At 35.9% G+C, this 26,188-nt stretch carries 15 protein-coding genes; 6 read left to right on the forward strand and 9 right to left on the reverse strand.

Annotated elements, in window-relative coordinates:
* Positions 1-33: 33 nt before the first annotated feature.
* From ABH942_RS10885 to ABH942_RS10910, 6 genes are all read right to left on the reverse strand, one after another.
* Entirely contained in the window at positions 34-1,785 is a 1,752-nt protein-coding gene (locus ABH942_RS10885) for a hypothetical protein (protein WP_370031878.1), read from the reverse strand.
* A gap of 349 nt (positions 1,786-2,134) precedes the next feature.
* On the reverse strand, positions 2,135-2,881 hold the full coding sequence (locus ABH942_RS10890) for a LytR/AlgR family response regulator transcription factor (protein WP_370031880.1): 747 nt from the start codon (positions 2,879-2,881) through the stop codon (positions 2,135-2,137).
* Positions 2,874-4,610 carry an ATP-binding protein gene (locus tag ABH942_RS10895; protein WP_370031882.1) on the reverse strand — a complete coding sequence of 579 codons (1,737 nt, stop codon included), beginning with the start codon at positions 4,608-4,610 and terminating at the stop codon, positions 2,874-2,876. Before ABH942_RS10895 ends, ABH942_RS10890 begins: the two co-directional genes overlap by 8 nt.
* Before the next feature lie 32 nt (positions 4,611-4,642).
* Positions 4,643-5,098: a hypothetical protein gene (locus ABH942_RS10900; RefSeq protein WP_370031884.1), complete on the reverse strand. Its 456-nt coding sequence runs from the start codon at positions 5,096-5,098 to the stop codon at positions 4,643-4,645.
* Between the two features lie 231 nt (positions 5,099-5,329).
* A complete protein-coding gene (locus tag ABH942_RS10905) occupies positions 5,330-6,085 on the reverse strand; it encodes an SDR family oxidoreductase (protein WP_370031887.1) in 756 nt (251 codons plus the stop codon).
* A 205-nt stretch (positions 6,086-6,290) separates the two neighbouring features.
* Complete coding sequence (locus ABH942_RS10910) at positions 6,291-6,662, reverse strand: helix-turn-helix domain-containing protein (protein ID WP_370031889.1); 372 nt, start codon at positions 6,660-6,662, stop codon at positions 6,291-6,293.
* 172 nt (positions 6,663-6,834) lie between these two features.
* Here ABH942_RS10910 and ABH942_RS10915 point away from each other — a divergent pair, with 172 nt between their 5' ends.
* The 5 genes from ABH942_RS10915 to ABH942_RS10935 all read left to right on the forward strand — a co-directional run bounded on the left by ABH942_RS10915 (position 6,835) and on the right by ABH942_RS10935 (position 22,385).
* Positions 6,835-7,353, forward strand: coding sequence for a hypothetical protein (locus ABH942_RS10915; protein WP_370031891.1), 519 nt, complete (start codon positions 6,835-6,837; stop codon positions 7,351-7,353).
* Positions 7,354-7,449: 96 nt separating this feature from the next.
* Complete coding sequence (locus tag ABH942_RS10920; RefSeq protein ID WP_370031893.1) at positions 7,450-7,923, forward strand: META domain-containing protein; 474 nt, start codon at positions 7,450-7,452, stop codon at positions 7,921-7,923.
* Positions 7,924-8,585: 662 nt separating this feature from the next.
* A complete protein-coding gene (locus tag ABH942_RS10925) occupies positions 8,586-11,255 on the forward strand; it encodes a T9SS type A sorting domain-containing protein (protein ID WP_370031895.1) in 2,670 nt (889 codons plus the stop codon).
* Positions 11,256-11,281: 26 nt separating this feature from the next.
* Positions 11,282-21,769, forward strand: a complete 10,488-nt coding sequence (locus ABH942_RS10930; protein WP_370031897.1) for a SpvB/TcaC N-terminal domain-containing protein — start codon at positions 11,282-11,284, stop codon at positions 21,767-21,769.
* A 4-nt stretch (positions 21,770-21,773) separates the two neighbouring features.
* The gene (locus ABH942_RS10935) at positions 21,774-22,385 is read left to right on the forward strand and encodes a hypothetical protein (protein ID WP_370031899.1); all 612 of its coding nucleotides are present in this window, start codon (positions 21,774-21,776) and stop codon (positions 22,383-22,385) included.
* Positions 22,386-22,587: 202 nt separating this feature from the next.
* Here the strand turns inward: ABH942_RS10935 and ABH942_RS10940 are convergent, their stop codons facing one another.
* Positions 22,588-23,916 carry a serine hydrolase domain-containing protein gene (locus tag ABH942_RS10940; protein WP_370031901.1) on the reverse strand — a complete coding sequence of 443 codons (1,329 nt, stop codon included), beginning with the start codon at positions 23,914-23,916 and terminating at the stop codon, positions 22,588-22,590.
* A gap of 100 nt (positions 23,917-24,016) precedes the next feature.
* Between ABH942_RS10940 and ABH942_RS10945 the strand changes: the two genes are divergently transcribed.
* On the forward strand, positions 24,017-24,655 hold the full coding sequence (locus ABH942_RS10945; RefSeq protein ID WP_370031903.1) for a TetR/AcrR family transcriptional regulator: 639 nt from the start codon (positions 24,017-24,019) through the stop codon (positions 24,653-24,655).
* Between the two features lie 85 nt (positions 24,656-24,740).
* Here the strand turns inward: ABH942_RS10945 and ABH942_RS10950 are convergent, their stop codons facing one another.
* Together ABH942_RS10950 and ABH942_RS10955 are read right to left on the reverse strand one after the other, a co-directional pair.
* Positions 24,741-26,012: a serine hydrolase domain-containing protein gene (locus ABH942_RS10950; RefSeq protein WP_370031929.1), complete on the reverse strand. Its 1,272-nt coding sequence runs from the start codon at positions 26,010-26,012 to the stop codon at positions 24,741-24,743.
* A complete protein-coding gene (locus tag ABH942_RS10955; RefSeq protein ID WP_370031905.1) occupies positions 26,009-26,146 on the reverse strand; it encodes a hypothetical protein in 138 nt (45 codons plus the stop codon). The genes ABH942_RS10950 and ABH942_RS10955 overlap by 4 nt, the downstream gene beginning before the upstream one ends.
* Positions 26,147-26,188: the final 42 nt, after the last annotated feature.

Genomic DNA, 26,188 nt, shown 5'->3' on the forward strand with positions numbered 1-26,188 from the left:
TAATCTCGCGGCTTATGAAGAAATGCAATATTCTTAACAGATAAATGGTATTCCGGTACAAGAAATTGTAGGGATACAAGATATTGTTGGAATACAACCAACGCTAGGTACACACTGGTCTACCGGTAATGTCGGAACTGCTGCTGCTTTTAGCCCGCCATTATTGCCCTGCTTGGTAAAGTCACATATAGCAGGTCTTGTGCTACATATGCTTGTTTGTGTTGGAGGACATATAGCTAGGGTAGGATAAGGAGTACAAGCAGGAGGCATTGTTGGATAACAAAACTGCGGCAATGTTGGAAAACACTGTGAGGCAACGATAGTTGGTATATTCTCAGCAGCCGGTGCGCCAACAAGTCCTTCCTGAGCACTACAGATTGGTGATATTCCGGTAACACATGAAGTTATAGTTGGAATACACTTTACTGTTGGGATTGGAAAACACTGTGTTACCGGAATCGTTGGAAAACCAGCTCCAACATTTGCTTCCTGTTGTGCAGCACAAATTGGCGATACTCCAGTGATACATGAAGTCACAGTTGGAATACATTTTACCGTTGGGATTGGAAAGCACTGTGTTACCGGAATCGTTGGAAAACCAGCCCCAAGATTAGCTTCCTTCTGCGTAGCACATATTGGAGATACTCCAGTGATACATGAAGTTACAGTTGGAATACATTGTACTGTTGGGATTGGAAAGCACTGCGTTACCGGAATCGTTGGAAAACCAGCTCCAAGATTAGCTTCCTGTTGTGCAGCACATATTGGAGATACTCCAGTGATACATGAAGTTACAGTTGGGACGCATTGAACAGTAGGAATTGGAAAGCACTGTGTTACCGGAATCGTAGGGAAACCAGCTCCAAGATTAGCTTCCTTCTGTGCTGCACATATTGGAGATACTCCAGTGATACATGAAGTTACAGTTGGGACGCATTGAACAGTAGGAATTGGAAAGCACTGTGTTACCGGAATCGTTGGAAAACCAGCTCCAAGATTAGCTTCCTTCTGTGCTGCACATATTGGAGATACTCCAGTGATACATGAAGTTACAGTTGGAATACATTGAACAGTAGGGATTGGAAAGCACTGCGTTACCGGAATCGTTGGAAAACCAGCTCCAAGATTAGCTTCCTTCTGTGCAGCACATATTGGTGATACTCCAGTGATACATGAAGTTACAGTTGGAATACATTGAACAGTAGGGATTGGAAAGCACTGCGTTACTGGAATCGTTGGAAAACCGGCTTGGCTGTTCAGGTAGTTGTTGTAAATGTCGCCTTGCAATAAAGAAGATCCTTTGTCGTCGCATCCACATGAAGCGTTGAAAGCATTTCCTGAATGTAATGCTATGGTACTTGCAAATTGGCTGTCATCGATATCGCTCTCAATACCATTCAGTTTCAACGGCACGCTAAAGTGGTGGCTGAAATTAAAGCATTTCCATCCCAAGAAAGGAACATCAACACATGGCTGTAGCCCTAGGTCAAAACTAAAAACACCACCAGCTTCGTTAAAGTTAGTGATGCTTACAGAAATTTTAAATCTTGAGAAAGGCTGCCAAGTGAAGCTTACATTTGAATTGAAGTTGAAACTTTTACCAACATTACCAAAAGGTGTCTTTAAATTAATGGTTATGGTTACTAATCCGTTGACTGCACTAGCGCTTATACATGCGCTACAACTCAAAAAGGAGGGCGTACACCATTCCATAGCAGACAGATGGTCATATCCGTTATAAACGGCGCCTTCTTCTACTTTTTCTACGTTTGTTATTTTTGCCATGTTATTTATGTATCGGTTTGCCTACTCTTTTATAGGGTTTTTCGGCTTGCTTCCCTATAGTTTTAATAAATGGCCTATTTAAAATAAAATCCTAATTCAGGTTGGTAAGACATGTAAACACATGCAGGTTATTTAGGAAGGGGGATTTTCAAATAAGCCCAGAAACAATCGATGCTAGCTTTCTTTTGTATTCTGAACTAAAATTACAGGGGTTGCCAGGGTTGTAGTAAACAAATGATATGAGTAAGGAAAATATTGACATGAGCCGTGAAAAACAACGCATGAAAATTGAGGAATAAAAAAGCCCTTCCGGATGGGAAGAGCTGTTAAAATGTAAGGAGAAAATGCCTTATCTTAGGATATTCAGCTTCTTGATAAAATCTTTATGTTTTTCGCTTAAAGTTACTTTATGGTTTCCTTTTAAGATAACCAAATTGTCGTGCAATACTATTTCTTCAATCTTATTCGCATTTACGATATAATTTCTATGGGTTTTGACAAACTTGTTCTTTTCCAAAAGTTCGCTGATTTTGGTAAGTGAAATCATGATGACGAATTTTTCATGTTCCGTAATAATATTGCAATATCTTTCTTCAACTTCGATATAAACAATATCGTCAATCAACACCTTTTTCAAAGAGTTTTTTTTCTTGATGAATAGAGAGTCGGTGCTGAGAACGGTATCCAGGTCATCACTTAGAAAGACATTGGACTGTTCGTAAAATTTTTCAACGGCCATTTCTATCGCATACAGGATTTCCAGTTCATTAAATGGCTTTAGGAGGAAACTAAAAGGTTTTGTGAGTTTGGCTCTTTCAAAAATCTGGCGATCGTTGGAACTCGTTAGGAATACGAAAGGGCGTGAAATATCAGGAGTAATGTTGATGGTTTCCGCAAAAGTGATGCCTTCGGGTGTGCCATTCAGGAAAACGTCAATAATTACAATATCTACCGTATTTTTATAAAATAAGGCCAAAGCCTCGCTGAATGTAGTAGCTACACCAGCAATAGCATAATTGTTTTGCGTGAGTACTTTGACAAGTGCCTCGCTTTCTGCCGGTGTATCTTCAATAATCAATACGCTTACCTTACTCATTTTTCTTTGCCTTTAAGAGTTGTATGCTAATCCTTGTACCTTTATTTTCTTCGCTTTCAATAAGTAATTTTCCTTCGTTTTTCTGTGCCATTGACAGGCATAATTGCATACCCAATCCGGTTCCGCTTTTTTCAGGATTTTCTTTTTTAGATACCAGTGCCGATTGATCCAAAAGCTGGCTGATTATTTCCTGGCTCATTCCTTGTCCGGAATCTTCAACGGTCAAGGTACAAAAATCTTCTGAAGAACTGCCATGAATTGTTATCTGACCATTTTCTCTGGAAAATTTGATGGCATTGTCAATCAGGTTTCGCAGGATTATTTTTAAAGAACTTAAATCGGCATAGGCGAATAATGCTTTTGGAACCGAGTTTTCAAAACTTATATTTTTTTCTAGCATAAGTGGCTTGTAATTAAATTCCATCTGCTGTACGACAGAAAACAAGTGTACCGATTCTTTATGGAAATAAAGCTGTTTTGTTTGGAGCAATGCCCAATGCAGCAGATTGTCAAGCAGATTATACGAACTGTGTGCAATAGCACTGTTGCTCTGAAGTTGTTTGTCAAGTGCCTCGAAATTTTTGCTTTCCAGACTTTCTGCTAACTTAGAGTTGCTGGTTTTTAGTGCATTGACAGACGAACGGAGATCATGGCTGACGATAGAAAAAAGCTGGTCTTTGGCAGCATTCAATTCATCGAGTTTGTTTTTTTGTGATAGAATGATGCGGTTGCTTTTTATTTTCTGTCTATAGAAATAAATACCTGTTCCAAACAAAACCAACAACAGTAAAGAAGAATAGAAAAAGCCATTTCTTTCAGCAATTTTCACCTTATTTTTAGCTTCCAGAATGCCAATTTCCTTTTCTTTCTGCTTGACGGTAAATTTCTTTTCCAGTTCTGCAATCGCCCATACTTTGTTCTGGTCATTTAGAGAATCTCTCCAGCTTTCGTATTCTTTTCTGTAGGTTAAGGCAAGAGGAAAATTCTTGTTGTTTTCTGCAACGACTGCCATATTCAGCGCAGCATTCTGCTTTAATTCTACATTTTTAATCTTTTTGGATAGGGAATAGGCTTTTTCAAAATACGGAATAGCAAGATTGTCTTTGTATTGTTCGTAGTAAAGGTTTGCAATATTCATATACGAACCAATTAAGGAGATTGTATCTTTTTCTGCCTGCATGACTTCTGCGCCTTTAGAAAAATAGGCATCAGCCTGATCGTATCTTTTTTGGTGAAGATAGCATACACCAAGATTGTGATACACTACACCTCTTTTAAAATCATAGTTGCCGGTTTCCGGGAGGTTTTCTATTTCTTTGAAATAGCGGATTGCCAGTTCGCTATTGCTTTCCTCTAAGGCAATTTCACCCAGATAAAGCCTGACTTTATAGTAAAAACGAAACTTTTTCGAAATCTGTAAAAATTCCTTTCGGGCTTGCTGAAGCAATTTTTTGTTTTTGAAACTAAATGCCCTAAAATAGTGGCAGTAATCTGCGAGTTCCTGATGACCAGCATGTGCCAGATGTTTCATGGAATATACCAGGGTAGAATCCCAGTTTTTTTCTAAAAAGAAAGCTTGCGCTTTATAAAAATCAGTCTTGTCCTTATTTTCAAGTGCTATTTTCCTGATTTCTGAATCCAAGAGATTGTTATTCTGTTCTTGGGAAAAAAGAGAAAAAGCCAGAAAAAGGAATACGACAATAAGCGCTGGTTTAATCCTGGACATCATTAAAGGGTGGTGTAGTGGCAATAATTCTGTTCCTAGCTTTGCAATACGTGAGTTACTGTACCTCTTGAAGTTCTTGGATTTGCATCATCAGGATCCGAGTCTTGTACGAATGTCCTAATGCTTGTGAATTGCTCTTCACCTTTTTTTATCTCATGCGCATAGCTGATAAACCAGGCCAGATACTCTTTAGGAGATTTTTCGGAACTCTCATATTTTAGCACAAATTTTAATTCGTTTGGAAGGGCATTATCCAGGTCAATAAAAAGTTCAATAGGAGCTTTTCCCAAAAGTGTTTTTGGAATAAGGATTACCATTTTTACATTTAAAAGAGGGCCTTTGTCGGTCCAATCGACCTCGGCAGAAACCATAGGAGTCAAAATTATTGAAGGTTCGGTTACGCCAATAATGTTGAAGGTTTCACTACTAATTTGTAAAATCTGCTGTGCGCTCACGGGCGTCAGTTTGCCTGATGAAATTGAAGCATTCATAATATTAAGTTTTAATTGTTGAAGATTTGGTAGGGCCTGGGTGCGCTTTGGAAGGTTAAAGGTAATTTTTTTCTTGAATATATTCCTTTTTAGTAAGAAATATTTGATTTCAAATGATAAAATGCTTCAATTGTTTTTAAATAAAAAACTCTGACTATACCAATTTTTTTGAAAAGAAGTATAGCCAGAGTTTATGATTGATTCCCGAAAAAAGGAATATTTTAGTAGAAATTAGCGGGTTGTGTATCCGCCGTTTGCAAAGATGGTTTGTCCAGTAATCCACCATCCATCGGTTACCAGAAATTCAACCAAAGGAGCGATATCTTTGATGTTAGTCAAGCCGCCCAAAGCAGAAGCCGATTTATGGTAGGCCACCGCATCCTCGTTTTCCTGTCCGTAGAAAAAAGGTGTATCCATTGGGCCGGGAGCAACTCCGGTTACTGAAATTCCTCTTGATCCAAATTCTTTTGAAGCCATTCTTGTAAAATGCTCTACAGGCGCTTTTGCTCCGGCATAGGTCGAATACAATCCTGTATAAGCAGCCAAAAGCGAAGTTACAATCGTGCAGATTTTACCATTATCATTCAGATTTTTCCCTGCTTCCTGTATAAAGAAATAAGCCACTTTTGAATTGATATCGAACATAGTATCATATTCTGCTTCTGTTGTATCCAAAAAAGGTTTTTTCAGTACCATTCCTACCGTATTGATAGCAATGTCAATGCCTCCGAATTTTGTTTTTGTTTCTTCAAAAAGTTTTTTGATATTTTCCACTTTTGTCAAATCTCCCTGAAATAAAAAAGCTGTTCCGCCGGCATTTTGAATTTCTGCCAATGTTTTTTCCGCATCGGCTTTTGTATTGCTGCTATTGTAATGAATTGCCACTTTAGCTCCTTTAGCTGCAAAATCACGACTTAATAAACCTCCCAGGTTTTTTGCACCACCTGCAATCAAAACCACTTTTCCTTTTAAATCATTTCTTACCATTGTATTTGTTGTTTAATGAGTTACAAATTATATGACAAAGGTGGGAAGAGTGGACTTTTATATTATGGTGAACTTTTCGGAAGTTTTACCAAGTGCTCTATTTTATGTTTAATGGCTCTTGCAAAGGGAGAGTGCGACTCTGCGGCTTTGCGTGAAAATATCTGCTCGCAAAGCCGCAGAGTATTAAAGGTCTAATTTACGATAATTAACTTATGTTTTTCCGATATGTTCCTGGTGCCTGACCAGTAAATTTCTTGAAAAATTTAGAAAAATTAGAAGGATCATAGGTAAGTATTTTAGCAATTTCTGAGACGGGAAGGGTTGTTTCTTCCAGCATTTTTTTAGCCTGATCGATAATTTTCATATCATAAAAGTGGCAAGGATGATGCCCCGTTTCCTGTTGGATAGTATCAGTCAGGTGCTTGTGTGAAATAAATAATTCGCTGGCAATCTGGTTGATTTCCATAAAGTCTGTTGTCTTGCCTAAAACGACATCGGTTATATGTCTGTCCAAAAACTGAAAATAGTTTTGTGTAATTTCTTCGCTTCGTTTTTGGGTGTCTTGTTTGGATGTCATGGTTGAACTATTAGCCTTTACGCAAGTTATAAAAATGTTTCTGTTATCGCTAGGACATTTGTTTTTATTCTTTTGTCTGTCCTAAAAACAAATGTTTATCATATGTAAGTTTTTAATAAATTTGTTAGGATATATTGTTTATTTAAGTGAAATAATCACAAACATAAGGCAAATGACAATCGATGAACTTTTAAAAGATAAGACGATAAAGTCTAAAGAAAAAACAGAAATAATCAGCAAATGGATTATGGAGAAATCTTTGCCAATTGATGAGTTGATTGTTTTTGCAGAAAAACAAAAAGATCCTGTAAAGGGAACCTGTATAGAAGCGATAGAATATGCTACGAAACAGCATCCGGAAATTGCAGATGAGAATGTATTAAATTTTGTAACCGAGACACTTACCTCTAAGGCACCAAGAATAAAATGGGAAAGTGCCAAAGTAATAGGCAATATAGCCCACCTGTTTAGCACGAGGCTGAAAACTCCAATTATCCATTTACTTATTAATACAGAACATGAAGGAGCTGTTGTACGTTGGAGTTCTGCATTTGCATTGGGCGAGATACTAAAATTAAAGACCGAATACAATAAAGATTTATTGCCTGCCATAGATAGCTTAAGTAAAAAGGAAGAGAAAAAAAGCATACAGAAAATATATTTGGATGCTCTAAAAGCTTTGAAAAAATAAAGTTTCTGATCGTAAATCGATTACCGCAAGAATAACATACTGATGTAAGTAACAAATAATGACCTATAAAATTACTAACAATTAAAACCAAAGAGTATGAAAAAAAGCATTTTGATTATTGCATTGGCATTTGCAGCATTTGCCTGTAATAAAAAAGAAGAAAGTAAAGCAGAAGAAAGCGTTACTACTGAGGAAGTACAACCGGCTGCAGCTACAACGGCCATAGATCTATTTGATAAAGAATGGAAGCTTCAGGAATTGAATGGTAAAGCTATTGTATTAGATACCACCTTTAAAAAAGAACCACTGATAATTTTTAATAAAGAAACGGGTAAAATGACCGGAAATGGAGGCTGTAACAATTTTTCGGGCAGCTATAAATTAAAAGATGCTAACAATATAGAATTGTCTGAAGGTGGAGCTACTATGATGGCCTGTCCAAATCTAGGTATCGAATCTGAGTTCTTTAAAGCATTCAAACAGGTAAAAAGCTACCGTATAGAAAACAACAGCCTTATGCTTGATAATGAAAAGAAAGAAGTTGTGGCAAAGTTAGTAACGGGTAAATAAGAAAAGCGGATTAGTTTCTGAATTATTTAAATGGATCCCTATTTGATATCATTTGAATTGAGAGTTCTAAAAAAAGTAAAGGCAGCCTTTGGGTTGCCTTTGCTTTTTTAAGCCTTCAGAATATTAGTAGTTCCGTTTTTTATAACTGTTTAGTTTTTTGTAATAAGAAAATGTTCTATCATTTTTTCCTATTAACCTTTTAGTAATTACAGATTGTTAAATATTGATAATTATTGTATCATTAAACTTGATACATTACCCAAAAATGTTTGCATTTTTCAATTCCAATGAAATAGATCGTGATTTTTAATTTCCAAAATCCAGTGTTTTTAATTTTGGTTTTATAAGAGTATCCTTATATTAATTTAGGACTTGGTAGCTCTTTTCTCACTATTTTTTTAAGTAAAATTAATTTTATCCAGAGCATTTTAATTATGCATGCATATTAAAATGCTCTGGATAGCTGTTGTTATTATAGGTTTATCAGTTTGTTAAAAAAATGTTAATTGTGATTTTTGGGTGTCTATATTAGGTGCTAATTTTCAGATATTTAATTTTTTATTAATCAGAAAAAATTTACATAGTTATTCTAATTTTTTGTCGCCATATAGTTTTATAAAAGGATTATTTATCTAAATAACAATATTAATCAATTAAGCTATATGGAAAAAAAAATTATCTTCCAGTTACTATTTTTTTTATTTACTATCACTGCTTTTTCACAACAATATTTTCCAGGAGGAGTAGCAGGGGCAGAAGCATGGTATATAGTACATCATGAGCAGTTAGATGCACAGATTTTTCAAAATCATAGTAATGCAGAAATTAAAATACTACAATGCCAGCCTTACGGCAACAATAAAGGCTTTTTTAATTTTAATCCTTCAATAGATGCTGAACAGTTATGTCTATCCTATAACACAGCTTTAGAAATTACTACAGCTCGTAATATTTTTTTTGTAGGCGAACCCAAAGAAAACGGCACAAATTTTTCACACTTAACCGTAAATTGGAACGAACTGCTTGCCAACTTGCCACAGACGGATTCTCTTGTAAAGAATCGTTTTGATCTGGCTGCAACTAATACCTATTTTAATAAACGGTTAGTACCTTATGAACCTACAAATCCTGCAAGTATTAGTTTTTATCATTGGAATATGTACCAGAGTGATAAAAAATTTAAAAGCTATGGAAAAGAAGGGGAAAGTACTTTTTTTATAGGAAAAAGCTTTACCAACGAATTAACCGATGCCTTGCATTATGCCGGTAGTTTTCCAGAATTTATTTCTTTTCCTTTTGAGCTTAGTGCTAATGAAAGGAGTAGGGTTGAGTCCTATCTTGCCTTAAAATATGGGTTAACTTTAGAGATGTCTAAACCCTATAGAAACTCCAAAAATTTAGTATACTGGAGTGAAAAAAACTTAAAATTCAGTAATCGTATTTTTGGTATCGGGCGGGACGATATTTCAGCACTGAACCAGCTACAGAGTGAAAGTTCACACAATAAGGATTATTTAGTAGTGGCTGTTTCTCCAATACGCGAAAATAATGTTATTAAACAGGAAACAGTAAGTATTCCTAACAACCACTTTATTGTTTTTGGAGATAATGGTACGCCTGATACTTTGTTGGAGGTGAATGCTCACGATGTACGAGTATTAAGAAGAAAATGGTTGGCGCAAAGTACCGGAACTACTACATCGGAATTTCCTATGTTTTTAAAACTAAAGTTGCCTAAAGCAATGATAGTACCTTTGAAAAATGATCAATCGCTAAGGGTTTGGATGCTTCATGATAAATTTGCAAAGAATACCCAGGTTTCTAGTTTTACCAGCCAATATGTCGACTATTATGATACTAGTACAGATCTAACAGGAAATTATATACATGTTTCCCGTTTTAATTTTGATAAGGACAAGAGTATTTATGATCAGTTTACTTTTGGAATAGGGCCAAAAATGATTGTACAGGTACGATTTGATCCAAACTGTGATAATGATAAATTAAAAGCAGTGGCTGTCATAACAGGTGGGAATGCACCATTTGAAGTAACAGTTAGCAATACAAATGGTTATGTCCAGGGTTTTGGTGTTCAAGGACAAACACTTTCATTTAATGTAAATGCTCCAGACACCTATACGGTAAGGGTTGTAGATTCTTCAGGATATGAACGACAAATTAGCGTACCGGTTGTATCGCCTCAAATGAATCTTGATTTGGGACCTGATCAGGTACTGAGTGCCAATTTACAGCAAATTACACTGAACGCAGGCCAGAATGTAAGTGATCCCCAGGCTACTTATAAATGGTATCGCAATAATGTACTTTTAGAGTATTATGGAGCTACTTTAACGGTAGACAAGCCAGGAGAATATACAGTAAAAGTTCTGAGCGGAAATCATATGTGTGAGAAAACGGATACGATTTTAATCAGTTATCAATTTTCAGGTACTGCAACACAAATAGTAGATTGCCAAAATCCATCAGGAGTGATTTCCCTTCATTTAAATGGAGGAATAGCGCCTTTTACAACTGTTATTACAGGATCGGGTCAAACGGTCTATCAGGTGCATAATACAGAAAATTTTGTTTTTTCTGACATTGATTTCGGCTTGCGTACAATAACAACTACAGATATCAATGGTGAAGTTTTCACAACTACTGTAATGGTACAAGATCTGGGAGGAATGCAGTTGAATTTAACAGCCCAGCTACAACAAAATTGTACAGACTACGGATACAATTATTCTTCGTCTTATCGCACATTCTCTTGCGAAAATATAATTTTAGATGCAGGAGCTTTGGTAACAAACCCAAATGTTTCTTATGAGTGGTTTATGAACGGAAATTCAATGAATATCTATTCGTCTACGGTACAAACAGTAATTGATGAAGTTGCTTTTCCGTTAAATGCAAGTGGATACAATGAATTTCAGGTGAAAATTAAAAACCTACAGACAGGATGTGAGGTTACTGAATTCTTTGGAATGACTAAGTATGGAGGAATAATAAGTACCGATACCTCTTTTACTACCCGAGTAAAAGATGATGTAAAGGCAGAACCTGAAAAAGATCCAAAATTTATTAATGCCAAAGTATATCCAAATCCAAGCGAATCGGGTGCTACTTTCTATTATGAAGTAACTTCAAGTGAGGTGTTTTCAGGAACAATTGAAATTTTTAGTCCTACCGGAGCCATACTCCATAAGCAATCAATTTCAGGAAAATCAACCTATACGGTACCTTTTTCTCTTTCAACAGCAGGGATGTACTTAATCTACACTAAAACCAATAATGGAACTCAATTAACGGACAAAATCATCATCAAATAACTATGGGAGCAAAACATTTTAAAAGCTTGAGAAATTCTCTAACAGTAAAAGTATTGTTTAGCTCTGTTTTGAGCAATTTGGTTGTTTTTGGACAGCCTTTGCAGGAAATGGTGGTAAGTCATCTTAATATGAGAAATGCGGCTAAGGCCAATGAGAGGAATTATCAATATGATAGTAGAGAAACAGCTAGTGATGAAGCTACTACAAATGCATATAACCATGCAGCATCGCCAACCCATAGTAAATCTGAAAAAACAGCTGCCGTTTTCTATGCAACTGAGAAAAACGGAACCATTGGTAAGGCTTTCGAATCAGAAGGTGAAAATCCGTATGACAACTTTTTTACAGTACATATTCCGGACTATATTGATACAGAAAACTATGAGGCTACATTAGTTTATGAATTGTATGGTGTGGCAGATGCTTCTCATACCACAAAAAGTATTAACGGCTACCCATCTTATGGAGGGAAAATAGTTTCGATAACCAATAAATGGTTGCCAGTTCGAGAAGATTTGTCAACTATCCAGTTAAAATCTGGTAGTAATGAAATCTTTTTTAATCGAAGAGTAAAAGAAACCTATCAGTATAAAATTAAAAACCTGAGAATTGAATTAAAAGAAAAAAGTGCTAAAGTTATACACCTCAACAAAACACTTTTAAATTTTAACGGAAGCCTTTATTTATCGGGTACAGTTTCTAGCCCGGAGATAAAGAGTGTTGAAATTATGGGAGAAATAGTTCCGGTTAATAACGGAGTTTTTGAATACATACTAAATAACGCTTCTAAAGATTTAAAAGAAGTAAAAGTATATTATACAGGCAAGGATACTAAAAAGAATACAGCTAGTTTCCCGGTCGTATATCAGCAAAATAATGCAGTGTATCAATTTACAGAATCGGTATTAGAAAATACGGCAAAATTGTATTCAATGAGCGATTTTGCTTCTCAACCAATTGTTTATAATGACATAAAAATAAATATTGAAAACAAGCAATTACTCAATGGAAATGGACATTTGGTTATTGAAGGTTTAAAGTTTAAAGACATAAAAACATTAAATGATGATATTGAAAATGTTACTGCAGGAACATATTCGGCCTATAGAGTAAAAAAGCGTAATATTTTAGACAGCGTTCCTATGCAGCTTCATATAAAATATGATGCAAAGGAATTGCCGGATGGATATACGGCCCGTGATATAAAGACTTTTTACTTTGATAAAAACCACCGCAGCTGGAAAGCCCTCGAAGTTGATAGCTTAGACCTTGAAAATGAAGAAATAATCTCTACCGTTTATAGTAGTGATACGGATTATATTAATGGGGTTATTAAAGTGCCTGATTCTCCTGAAACTGGAGATTTTGCACCAACGATGATTTCTGATATGAAATATGCCAATCCGGCAGAAGGCATAGTTAGTATTCAGCCTCCTAGTCCGAATAGTGTTGGAACTGTAACAACGAGTTTTCCCTTAAAACTTCCGCAGGGAAGAAACGGAATGCAGCCTTCTCTGGATGTTAATTACAGCAGCGAAGGAGGCAATGGCTGGATGGGAATTGGCTGGGGTTTATCAATACCGGGCATTAGCCTCAATACAAAGTGGGGAGCGCCAACATTTAACGGAAGTTATGAATCTGAATTGTATTCACTCAACGGAGCTGATCTGGTACTTAAAAACGGAACAACCTACACCAATCCTCACCGACAGGCTACTATAGCAAGAGAAGGAGAGAGGGTATTTTACCAAAGAAAAGAAGGAAGCTATCAAAAAATTGTCCGTCATGGTTCAAATCCTTCTAACTATTGGTGGGAAGTTACGGACAAGACAGGAAATAAAACATTTTATGGAGGCCATACGCAAACAGGACTTAATACGAATGCAATAATTACCTCAAATGGTCTAGTGGGCGGAAATATTGCATATTGGGCAATTACCAGAGTGCAAGATTCATACGGAAACTTTATAGAATATACTTACACTAAAAATGAAAAGCAAATTGGCAGTTCTACCGTTAGAGGCCAGGAATTTTATATTGATAAAATAAGATATACCCAACATGCCAATTTAAGTAACTATTATGAAGTCGATTTTAAGAGGAATGAGTACACCACCAATTTGAACGATATAAATAATGAAATTGTAGTAAGCAATGCAACTGTAGCAAGAAAAGATGTTATGGTAAATGCCCGCAATGGATATATTCAGATCATTGATGATGTTTTGACAGAAGTGCATATTTCATTGTTTAAACAAGGAGAAATAGATAGAATACGGTCCTATCGTTTTGATTATGAACAAAAAGAATTTCAGAAACAACAGCTTGTAAGAATTTCGGAGTTTGACACAAATGGTTCGGTATTCTACAGCAATTCACTCGAATATTATAAGGAACATGATTATGCAAATACCAATATAATATCAACTGAATCAACACCTTGGTCTGGAGGTAATGACAACTTTTCTTCTCCATTACAAGATTTATCCGGAGTAACTCAGGGCTTGGTTCCTAATGGTTCGCTTTTGGGAACATCTGTATCTTCCGGTTATTCTTTTGGATTGAGAGCAGGAGTTGGTATTGGCTTAAACGTAATGAGTGTTGGAAATAGTTTAGGAGGCACAATTAATTACAGTCAAAGCAATCAGGATGCCAGAATCAGTTTTATGGATTTAAATGGTGATGGACTACCGGATAAAATTTTCAAGAATAATGAGGGTATCTTTTACAGATACAATACCGGAAATGGATTTGCGGAGCCACTTCTTGTAGATGGAATCAGCAAATTAAATAAAACAAAATCAAAAACCACTGGCGCAGGAGTCGATTTAAATGCAGGTTTCAAAGAACTGGCTAGTGTAGGTATAGGTAAAAACTGGAGTAAGACAACATCGGAGACAGATAGTTATTTTACTGATTTTAACGGAGATGGATTGCCTGATTTGGTAAAAGATGGGAAAGTATGGTTTAATAAATCCCAGAATGGTAATGATTTCATGAGGAAATTTGAACCTAGTATAACTTTTTCTGAAAATGAAATTACATCAGGAACAGTTGATCCATCACTCATTTCGTCACTTAATTTACAAACATTGAATGAAGTCAGAGAAGAACATCCCCAGTTTGATCATGTTAAAGTATGGCAGGCTCCTTATCAAGGTACTGTAAATATAGAAAGCCTTGCGACATTGATTGACAAGAATGTTCAGGATAATAAAGAAAATACATTTCGATTGACAGTTGAGCGCGGTACTCCGCAGATGGGAAATTCTGCAGAAGTCCTGCTTACAAGTAATCTGATCAACAAAAACCAGACAAACACAATTAGTTATGATGGTTTGGCAGTTAATAAAGGAGATAAGCTGTTTTTTAGAATACATAATAAGGATTATGGCTATGGAGGTGAAATAGAGTGGAATCCAAGAATAGTCTATACCAATACCAGCGTATTGCCTTTAAGTACAGGCAATGATGATAATGGTAAAAAAATCCATATTTATGATGCTCAGCAGGATTTTATAATCAATAATGACGGCATGGAACAAATCAAAAACGGAAGCATTACTATAAATTATAATTTGCCTTCTTTTACGGTACTTCCAACAGATGATTTAAGATTTATTATTAAAAAGAAACGAATAAACCTGGAAGAGGGTACAGAAACAATTTTGAATACCTGGACTGTGAGCTATAATCATCTGAATAATGATTATTCAGGTGGTAGCGCTCCTTTTTCAGATTACATAAGTCCGCCTCAAGGTTATAAAGACGTATTCTTTTTTTATGTCGAAAGTAATTCTAATGTAGACTGGGGCGCCATTAAATGGAAGCCATTTTATACAGATAGTGATTCAAAAATTTATTATCCGGGCGTTGACTACATGGCTTTTGATGATAATATAAATCAGGCAAGATATTGGATAGACAATGATTTGCTGATAGAACCTGTAATTGATTATCCGGCTGATGCGCACACTGCATTTATGCAAATGAGCCATAATCTGTTTGATCATGAACCACAATTAAACGAATTAGAAGATAACCAATTTCCAGTACAAATAAACTGGGTTACTAAAGGAGAAATAGGCGGCATTGTTAAAGTGTTAAATGCCAAAAGATTTTATGTATATAAAGACATCAATGGTAATTACTTCTATACCCGTTCAGAAAACCCATATCATATTGTTATCCCTGCCGTTGACAGTAAATTTGATATAAGTAAACAAACAATAAAAGATATTGTTAGCAGCGGTGGCAAAATCTATTCGGCATTTTATATAAATGATACAAGGTTAGCCAATAATAGTGTCAACATAAGTCTAAAACTGCATCCTGATATAGGCGGATACTCATTTAGTGGAATTACATTGAAAAGGCCTTTTATGGCTATAAAACCTCAGACATATGGGATTACTTATAGAGGTTGGGGACAATTCCTCTATAATGGAGGTATAAAGTTCCAACGCGATAATCAAGGAAATATCCCAAATTTGAGCGATCTGACTTATTTTGATGGCCCGATTGAATTAAACTTATTTAATGAAACAATACAGGCAGGCAATGGGAATATTAACTTTGATCAAGACCCTAATGAAATGTCTATTGGCGACAATGCTATTCGATATATATATTATGATTCTCAAAATCAGAACAATAAATATGCAAGTAATACAATCGTTAACGGGACATATGGATATAAAGATGATAAGTTAACGGCTACTCTTGGTCGTTTTGGAGAGGGAAATCTTTATGACGTATATATCGACCCTCAATCTTTGGTATCACCAGGGGCGGGAGTGTTTTTAGGTATGAGACAAATCTCAGAATCTAAAGGAACTTCAGTGTCGGGTAATGTTGGCATCGGTATTCTTGGAGCTAATGGAACACAGAGTGAAGCTACTTCAAATGTGATAACTCAATATTTAGATCTTAACGGAGATAGTTATCCTGATCTTATCACCAAAGGTAAAATTCAGTATACAAATATGTTGGGTATGCTGTTAGCTACTTCAGTGGATAATACAGACCATTTTGTGTCTGGTGACGATAGCAATGATTTTACTGCCGGTGCAACAATTGCTTGTTTCAAGCCTAGTTCTACTGAAAGAGCAGAGACAGATAAAAAACCTAAAACCAGTACACCAGCTTCAACAGGTGCAGCAGATAGTACAGCAGGTGCAACAGCAGGCGCAACAGGTGCAACAGGAGGCTCACCGGCTCCAACAGGTGGTTCAACGGGTTCTACAGCCTCAAGTCCGAGTACTAATAGTACCAACACAAATGTTACTTCAGGTATAAACAAAAGTGAAGGAACATCACAGAACTCAAAGTTATGGGCCGATATGAATGGTGACGGACTACTTGATAAAGTAAGGGTCAATAAGGGAAGCGGTATTCCAGGAGTTGCTGATGCGAGTGTTGAGGTATGGCTTAATACCGGTTATGGATTTAGTGATGTGATAGTATGGGGGAGCGGTTATTTCTATCTTATAGCAAGTAGCAGAAAAAACAGCGTTAGTGCAAATCCGGATTTTTCAGTAGGCAAATCATTTGCTTTTGGCTTTGGATCAGCGTCAAGCACGGCAAATGTCAATACTATGATTATTGATGTAAACGGAGATGGATTACCGGACTTGCTTATCAGTAGAGATGGAAAGTATAGCTATTATTTAAATACAGGTAATGGATTTGATACAGAAATGAAAATTTTTCATGATAGTGACAAGGCAGAAGAAGATAAAAGCATTTCAGGTAATGTTTTTGCAGCTTATACCTACGGTTTTGGCATAACTTTCCTTAATCTGAAATTTGTATTCACAGGTTCCGCAGCAGCCAATGCAAGCTATAATGAAAAAATCAGGACAATCCAGGACATAAATGGAGACGGATTGCCTGATGTAATAAGTAGGGGGAGCTCTACCAATAATAGTAATATATCCGTTAACTTAAACACTATAGGAAAGACATATTTACTTAAAAAAGTAAATACTCCGTTAGGAGGAAGCTGGAGTGTCGATTATAACAGAAATGGAAACACCTATGACATGCCTCAAAGCAAGTGGGTAGTAACCAAAATTGAGACTCATGATGGTTTTATAGACGATAATGCATACAAAACTGATAAAAGTCTGGCCGTAATTTCTTATACTAATCCAAAACACGACAGAAGAGAACGCGAATTTTTAGGCTACGGTACGGTTACATTAAAACAGATCGACCCTGCCGCGTTAGGTACTGCCTATCGCACGGTGGTAAAATCATACCATAACGAAAATTATTACTTAAGCGGAATAGAAAAAGGAAGTATTGTTTATGATCAATCAGGTCAGAAACTATCTGAGGAGCAGAAATTATTTAATTTGCTTGATCCGGACACTCCTGTTGTTAATATGAATGCAACAGCAGAAACTAATTTCCTGCAATCTAATGTGATATACAACAGTAATGCCTTGCTGGACCAGTCCAGATTATTGGTAGCTGTAGCAAAAACGACTTCAACTTCCTACGAAGGCAGTAACAAGCTGGAGGCAGTTAAGGAATTTGTAAATTATGACAACCGTGGAAATCTCACAATTTTTATTGATAAAGGAGAAGGTGTAAATGATGCCTATAGAAGTGTAATTGAATACCATGCCTCGATTCCGGGTCTTGAAAATAGTATAGGTTTTCCTAAAAATATATCCGTTTATAAAAACAGTGACAACAAGTTATTCCGTCAAAGGACGGCTTCCTATAATGCTTATGGCAAATTGGAACAGATTACGACTAAACTCAATCTGAATGAAAATAATAATGTAAGTTTTGAATATGATACTTTCGGGAATTTGTTTAAGGTAAATGAACTGGATAATAAAAATGCGCAGGGCGACCATTATGTCAAGACGATAAGCTATGACGATGTTGTAAATACTTACCCAACAGACTTTGGTAATTCTTTTGGCGAAACTTCAACGACAAATTATAATTATCTGTTTGGGATTCCGGTGTTTACTACTGATAAAAACGGTCAGTCCATGCGTACCCGAATAGATAACAGAGGAAGAATAGTTGAAGTTACTGCACCGAATGAGCTGGCACTTGAAACTCCTGCCAATAGTGCATGGACCATTCGTATGGAGTATAAAAAAGAAGCCCCTATCATTGGGAAATTACATCCTACGGAATATATGCTAATCGCCCAGAACCAATTTTTAGCGATTAATCCGGGCGGAAACCAGCCGGTAAACTCCCAACATTATGCCGTTACCCGACATTTTGATCCGGAATACGCCCCGCTTTATAGCACAGAAAGCACGAATCATTTGTTAACAATAAGCATAGTAGATGGTTTTGGAGAAGCGGTACAGCTGAAAAAAACGCATTTGTCCGATAATCTTAAATGGATGATTAGCGGTTTTGAAACAAAAGATGCCTTTGGTCGTACGCTTAAGAGTTATTTGCCAGCAGTTGAAAATTCATATTCGCCGGCAGGAGATCCGTATAACCTTCAAAATGCAACAACTTATTATGCTATCAGTCCGTCGTCATTACCGGAACCGGTAGAAATGGCCTATGATGCTAAGGATAGGGTAACAGAGATCAGACAGCCGGGTGAAAGTCTAAGTTCCAGCATTAGCTATGGTATTGAAGGAAATTTATTTGTCCAGAAAACAGTCAATGAACTTTCTCAAAGAAATGACACCTATACAGACATAAGGGGACGTCAGAGAAAAACAGTTCAGAATGGTGAAATCACGACAAAACTTGAATATAATGCGATTAATGAATTAACCCATGTTATCAATAATGCCGGATTTATTACAGGTAATATATACGACCTCGCAGGCCGGAAAACGGAAATGCAGCATCCGGATCGTGGCGTTGTTACTTTTAAATATGACAAATCTGGCAACATGATAGAACAGAGCAATTCAAATCTGCTTCTTGCCGGAGGACTTAAAATTAAGTACGACTATGATTTTGGTAGGCTTGTCAAGATAACCTATCCTCAAAATCCGTTAAATGGAGTAAAATACACCTATGGTTCTCCAAATGATGCTACTGCAGTAGACGGAAAAGCGATAGGTCGTTTATTGTATCAGGAAGACGCTACGGGTATTCAGGTTTTTGGCTATGGGCGAATGGGTGAGGTAATCAGTAATTTGCGTTCGGTTGCAGTTGCCGGCTACCAATCGTATTGGTTTTTAACAGAATGGAAATATGACAGCTGGAACAGGGTTCAGGAAATTACATATCCTGACAGGGAAGTTGTTAGTTATAATTATAACATAGGCGGAACGTTACACTCTATTGATAGTAAAATAGATGATATACCGGATCTTAAGCCTATATTGACTTCCATTACTTATAACGATTATGGAGAGCGTAATCTGATTATTCATGGCAATGGAACAAAAACCAGCTATAGCTATGACATAAGACGCAGGATGAATATGCTGTCAAACGACTTTGTAGATTTTTCGATAACCAAGAACTATGAATATGACGCAATTTCCAATATAACGGGTATAGTTACGGATCAGCCACACAACAGCCTTCCGCTTTCAGGTCAGATAGGAGGTCCGGTAAACCATACCTATACTTATGATGCATACAACCGCCTTATTACCGCAAAAGGTAATTATACTGGTTCTAATGATATTTCTACGCCCTTTTTAAGACAGGAGTATGAGCTTACTATGGAGTATAATTTAGATCATACCATTAAGAAAAAAACACAGTCACAAAGACAATTACTAACAGATGGTTATAATACTCCTGCAACGCATAAGGCACCTGTATATAAAAACAGTTACATATTGGATTACTCGGATTATGGCAAAGGAGCTTTTGTTGCAGGAAATGGCTATGGCTACCTGCAACCACATGCACCAAGAACTATTATAGAATCTCCTTCATGGGAAGGTGGTCTGCAACCGGAAGACCCACGTATAAAGCGAAAAGAAGTTCTATACGATGCCAATGGTAATCAGCTTGAAATAAAGGAAAAAGTAGGCGAGCTAAAAACAAGCCTTCGTAAAAACCTTTGGGACGAAGAAAACCGATTGATGGGAGTAAATTTAAAACCGGATGAAACCACCGATCATCCGATAGCTGTTTATTCCTATTCGGGTGGTGATCGTATAATACGATACAATATGGATCGTATGGACATTTTTTCGAATGCCAAAAAAGCGGCCCAAAATTCAAAAGACAACATCATGATTTATCCGAGTGGTCTTTTGATGGGTAAAGTACGACATTCGTTTACAGGCGACAGGGTAGATGTCATGACCTATACAAAGCATTACTATGTTGGCAATGAGCGAATAAGTGCCAAGACGGGTACCTGCAAGGAAATGGGAGTTTATCCGGGTAACTTTTTACCGGCAGCCCAGCTTAATATAAGCGATTCTCAAATACGCGCATTAAGCACGGCCAAAGTAGACAGTGCCGGAATTGCGTTAACGGGAATATACACTAAATTTGGATTAAGCAATCCTGACCTTGTGCCGGTGATAGAAGGAGAAATTACGAAATTCTATCATGATCCAAATGACCTGAATACTTATTATTTTCATCCTGACCATTTAGGAAGCTCCAGTTATATCACCAATGCAGCTGGAATAGTAAGCCAACATATGGAATACCTGCCTTTTGGTGAAACTTTGGTAGATGAACATACCAATTCATTCAACAGCCCGTTTAAGTTTAATGGTAAGGAATTGGATGAAGAAACAGGGAATTACTATTATGGAGCCAGGTATTATGATCCGAAATGGAGTATATTTGTTTCGGTAGATCCATTAGCGGAACAAACAATGGATGCGTATGGATATTGTTATAATAATCCAGTCAATTTGGTTGATCCAGATGGAAGGCAGGGAGAAGATTGGTTTAAAGGTGCAGGCGGTCGTGTTGTTTGGTTTGATAACAAATCAAAAGGATTTACTGATACTAACGGATCTAAATGGACTAATATTGGTGCAACAACAGCACAAGTTCAAAAGAACATGAATATACCGAAATCAAAAATAATAAAATACAATTCAATAGAGGCTTTTGGTACACTTGGAGAGGATGGGTATAAAAAACCTCGTGCAACTCTTAATCTTGTTGTCTTTAATAACACAACTCGAGTGAATTATAGCATGAATGTAGAAAATACAGGAGCTGATGGAAAATTAATAAGTGGCAAAAGTGAGATTACCGGAGTAAATGCTAATGCAAGATTTACAACAGAAACTTTTGCACCAGGAATTCAGACTAATGGAGTATCAGGTTCTTTCGGTGTTAAAGAATGGACACCGATGGGCAAAAAATTTACTTTTGAAAGTACTCCGTTTAAAGATATAGGAACACCAATGTTAAGTAATGCTCCATCACATGCTACATCAGAAGCCAGTTTATTTGTACCTTTGAAAGCTTTTTCACGTTTAACAAATAGTTCATCTTTAAATTTAAAATTTGATACAAAGGCAAATACAACTAATAAAGCATCTGGAGATGATATACAATTTGATATTAGTAAATAAAAATATGAAACATAAAATTTCACTATTTATTTTTTTAGTAACAATTAGCTCTAGTTGTCAAAATAAGCAATCAGATATTAGAACCACCACTATTAAAACTGATAAAGAATGTGTGAAATTTTTTCAAAAGTATAAAGAGAAATTTGTAATATCTGAAAATGATAGTGCACAATATTACATCGAAAGTGCTATGAAGTGTGCGCCAGAAAATAAAAACTATATTAATAATAGTATTCAACTTTATATCAAGATTGGGAGCTATGAAAATGCCATTATTCAAGTTGACAAATTAAAAAGAGATAGAAGTGATATATCATTGGATTTTATGATTTTGGTTCTAAAATTAAAGATGAATGTTCCTACTATAGATAATGATTTGAGAAAAATTTATAAGAGATATAAAGATGATAAGCCGCTTACGTCAAGTAATCTCATTTATAAAATTGCTCTTGATAACTATTTCAATGATAAAAAGTATGCTTTGAATCAATTAAAAGATTATCGTAGAGTTTATACTACTGGATATGATATTCAAAATTTAGATGCAGCTGAAAGCTTAATAAAGTCTTTGGAGAAAAAGGAAGTTTTATTTAATCTTTTTAATATAAAAGATTAGGTTAATTGGTAGTGTGAGAGATATGTTGGTAACTAATTATTTTGGATTATATTTTCAGAAAATCAACAATTTATAATATTATTTTGAGTTTTAATTTGATATCAGGTCATAAATTTTTATTCGATATACAACTATTATTTAATAAACAAAGGCAATCATTCTGATTGCCTTTGTTTATTAAATAATAGTTTAACTCAACTACCTACTTCCTCTTATAAACAACCTTTACTCCACCTTGCTCAAAAATCATTTCTTTCTTTTTAGGTACAAACACAAGTTTTAAATCTTCATATTCAAACTCATTTTTTCCTTTATATTTTAGAGGAACATACGCCTGTCCGGCTCTGGAATCCTGAAAAATCAGGTTTTGACCGTCTGAGGAAATAGTTACTGTTGCATCAGTTTTCTTTAAGTGATAAGTTCCTTTTATAGGCATGAAATCTTTTTCTGAAACCTCAGCTGTTGCATTAAAATTGGCCAATTTGGGAGCCTGCTTATAAAGAAACATTAACATAGAATCCATGACTTCGTCAGTGCTGATATTGACAGCATTGGTTAAGGAAACAATTCCTATGTTTTCTTCAAGGAAATAATAATAATCAGAAATATAATTCTCGACTCTTCCGCTATGTGTATATCCTTCAGGGTTTTTAAAACTTAATTTTATGATTCCCATACCATAAGTGCCTCTCTCTTCAGGAAGCATTATTTTAAGGCTTTCGGGTGTAATGAGTTTACCGTTAAACAAGGCAAAAAGAAACTTGTTTAGTTCTGTTGGATTGGATACAATTCCACCACTTGCCGGATGATTGGAGAAATTAGTCATTTCATTTCGAACATACTTATCCTGGATAGAATAAGAAAGCGCTTCGTTTTTAGCTTCGTCTGTTTCAAAACTATAATAGGTATTGCGCAAATGCAATGGCTTGACAATCTTTTCGTCTAAAATTTCTGCATAAGTCTTGCCATAAATTTTCTCTAGTATAAATCCCAATAAAGCATAATTGGTATTGCTGTATTCGTAGTCCGTGCCAGGTTCAAAATTGCTTTTTTGGTTGATAAAGTAATTTATGAATTCTTGCTGTGTATGAAATTGTTGTCCCCATTGAACTTCATTTTCAATTTCAGTAAAATTGTAAATCCCGGTCTTGTGCTTTAGCAATTGTTCAATAGTTATTTTTTCTGCATTTTTTACTTCCGGATAGTAATTACTCAGTTTTGTATCCAGCGTAAGCAGTTTTTCTTCAACTGCCTTTAATACCAATACACCCGTATAGGTTTTAGTGATGGATCCAATACGAAATTTTGTTTCAGTTGTATTACTTGTCTTGCTATCAGCATTGGCATAACCAATCGCTTTTTTATAGATAATGCTATCATATAATGAAATTGCCACACTTCCCATCATTTTGTTATTGGCGGCCAGATGATTAAAGTAAGCATCCAGTTTGTTTTGAGCAGTTGCTGTTTGTCCTATAATACACAAGAAGATTAATGTAATTGTTTTTACTTTTTTTGTTATTGGATTCATCGTAAAGAGTATATTTTCCGCAAAGGTATAAAAATAAAACACTAATTGGTGTCTAAAGCTTAATCGAAATTTGCTAAATTGCAAACAGATTAATAATCATATGGAAAGGAAAGCAGCAGCCGGCATTATCCGGAATAAAGAAAGAAGCAAAGAAAAGTTTTTGGATGCCGTGGGTCAAATCCTGGAGACTAAAGGTTATTCGGGTTTAAAAGTAAACGATATTGCCGCCACAGCCGGTGTGGATAAAAAAATGATTTATAATTATTTTGGCGGAACAGACCAGCTTATCGATGAATACATAAGTTCATTGGATTTTTGGAGTAATGTAGATGGACAATCAACTCCTGAGATTACAGATGGGGGACAAGAATTTTCGAAACAGCTACTTACGCAACAATTTGACTATGTATCCAACAATAAAAACCTTCAGAAAATATTACTTTGGGGAGTTGCTGAAAAACGCAATTCATTAAGAACTATTGCTGACGATAGAGAACAAAACGGGGAACAACTTTTTAGCCAGATTGCAGATCCTTACTTTAGCGAAAATGCCAGACAATACAGAGCAATTATGGCACTATTAATTTCCGGAATCTATTATCTCAATATGTATAAAGGAGTGAATGCAGAAACATTTTGTGGAATTGATTTGACAAAAGAGGAGGGAACCCAACAGATTAAAGGAGCACTTGAAAAAATAATAGATCTTGTATATGAAGATCAAAATAAAAAACAATAATCTTAAAGAGTTTGAAATAAAAAAGAGGCACTTGGCCTCTTTTTTAATAAACTGTAAATTAGATACAATACCATATTTTTACATATTACTTTCCTTTTCTGACTCCACTACCTACTACTTGCTTATTCTGAAGCATTTCAAGTTTGACATCTCCATTGTCGAGCCTGGTAAAATTCAATACAGCATCGGCGCCACCTTGCCTGATTCCTTTAAACTCATGGTCTGAATAAGGAAAGAATCTCATATTCCAGGGAACAGTAGGAGTATTATAAAGCAAGTGTTTTTCTTTACTGGTTATGATATGGGTTTCGCCTTCTCCATTGGTATAGGTACCAGTATACTGAGCTATTTCATCATCTGACAGTGCAATTTTTTTATGATATTGTAATTGGAGCGGCTGACCTTCCATTATCTGGAATATATTAGTGTAAGGCACGGCGCCAAAATGGAAATTTTGTAAAATAATAAACGTTCTGTCCCTTATCATATCATGAGACATAAAAGTATTATACCCATCCCAACTACCGGTATGCCCAAAGGTAAACTTGTTTTCACCTTTTCTGAGGTCTAATCCAAATCCGTAAGGGATATCTCTACCATTCGATGTTTTAGTAATTTCTGTCATTTCATCGAATTCTTTCTTTGTGAGTAGGGTATTCCTCTTCAGGCAGGTCATCCATTTATAAAGATCTTCCGCATTGGAATGTACTTTTGAAGTGCCAACAATGGCATCCAAATAATAGACTTCCGAGGTTTCGGGTTCGCTATTCTCCAATAGGATTTTCTTAAATCCGCCATCTTCCAACACATACCCATAAGCAAAATTGTCAATCTTTTTAGGGTTTTTATGCCTGCAGTACACAAACGTATTGTTCATCTTTAGAGGTTTAAAGATTTTGTCCGATAAGAAATCAGGGAACTTTTTACCGGATACCTTTTCTACTATGCTGGCCAGAAGGATATAATTCGAATTGCTGTAACTATGTCTGCTTTTAGGAGCAAATTGTAAGGTATCCTTATGAGTGGCAAATGCTTTAATAAGATCATTATTATCTGCTATTTTGCTGTGATCCCATTTACCTGGCAGGTAAGCTAAAAAATCAGGAATGCCGCTGGTGTGCCTTAATAAGTCATAGATCGTAACATTGTTCCAAAAACCAAGCTCCGGCAAATACTTCGAAATTTTATCGGTATACTGTAATTTGCCTTCCCTTTTAAGCAAAACAATAGCAGTAGCCGTAAACTGTTTGGAGCAGGATGCCAGCTCATATAGTGTCTTTTCATTAATTGGGGCTTTGGTATCTTCATTGGCAATGCCATAACTCTTTTTAAAAATAACCTTGCCTTTTTCTGCTATAAGCGCAGTTCCATTAACTGATTTTGTTTATAAAGTACTGTAAAAAGACTGTCAAGTCGTTCCGATTGGCTTTTCTGTGCCCATGTAAAATGGCTGACAATAATCAGCGTAAAGAATAATATGAACTGTTTCATGATTTGATTGATGATTGATTAATCAAACATAGAACTAATTTT

The sequence above is a fragment of the Flavobacterium sp. 28YEA47A genome (assembly GCF_041262125.1).
In the GTDB taxonomy this organism is placed as follows: Bacteria; Bacteroidota; Bacteroidia; order Flavobacteriales; family Flavobacteriaceae; genus Flavobacterium.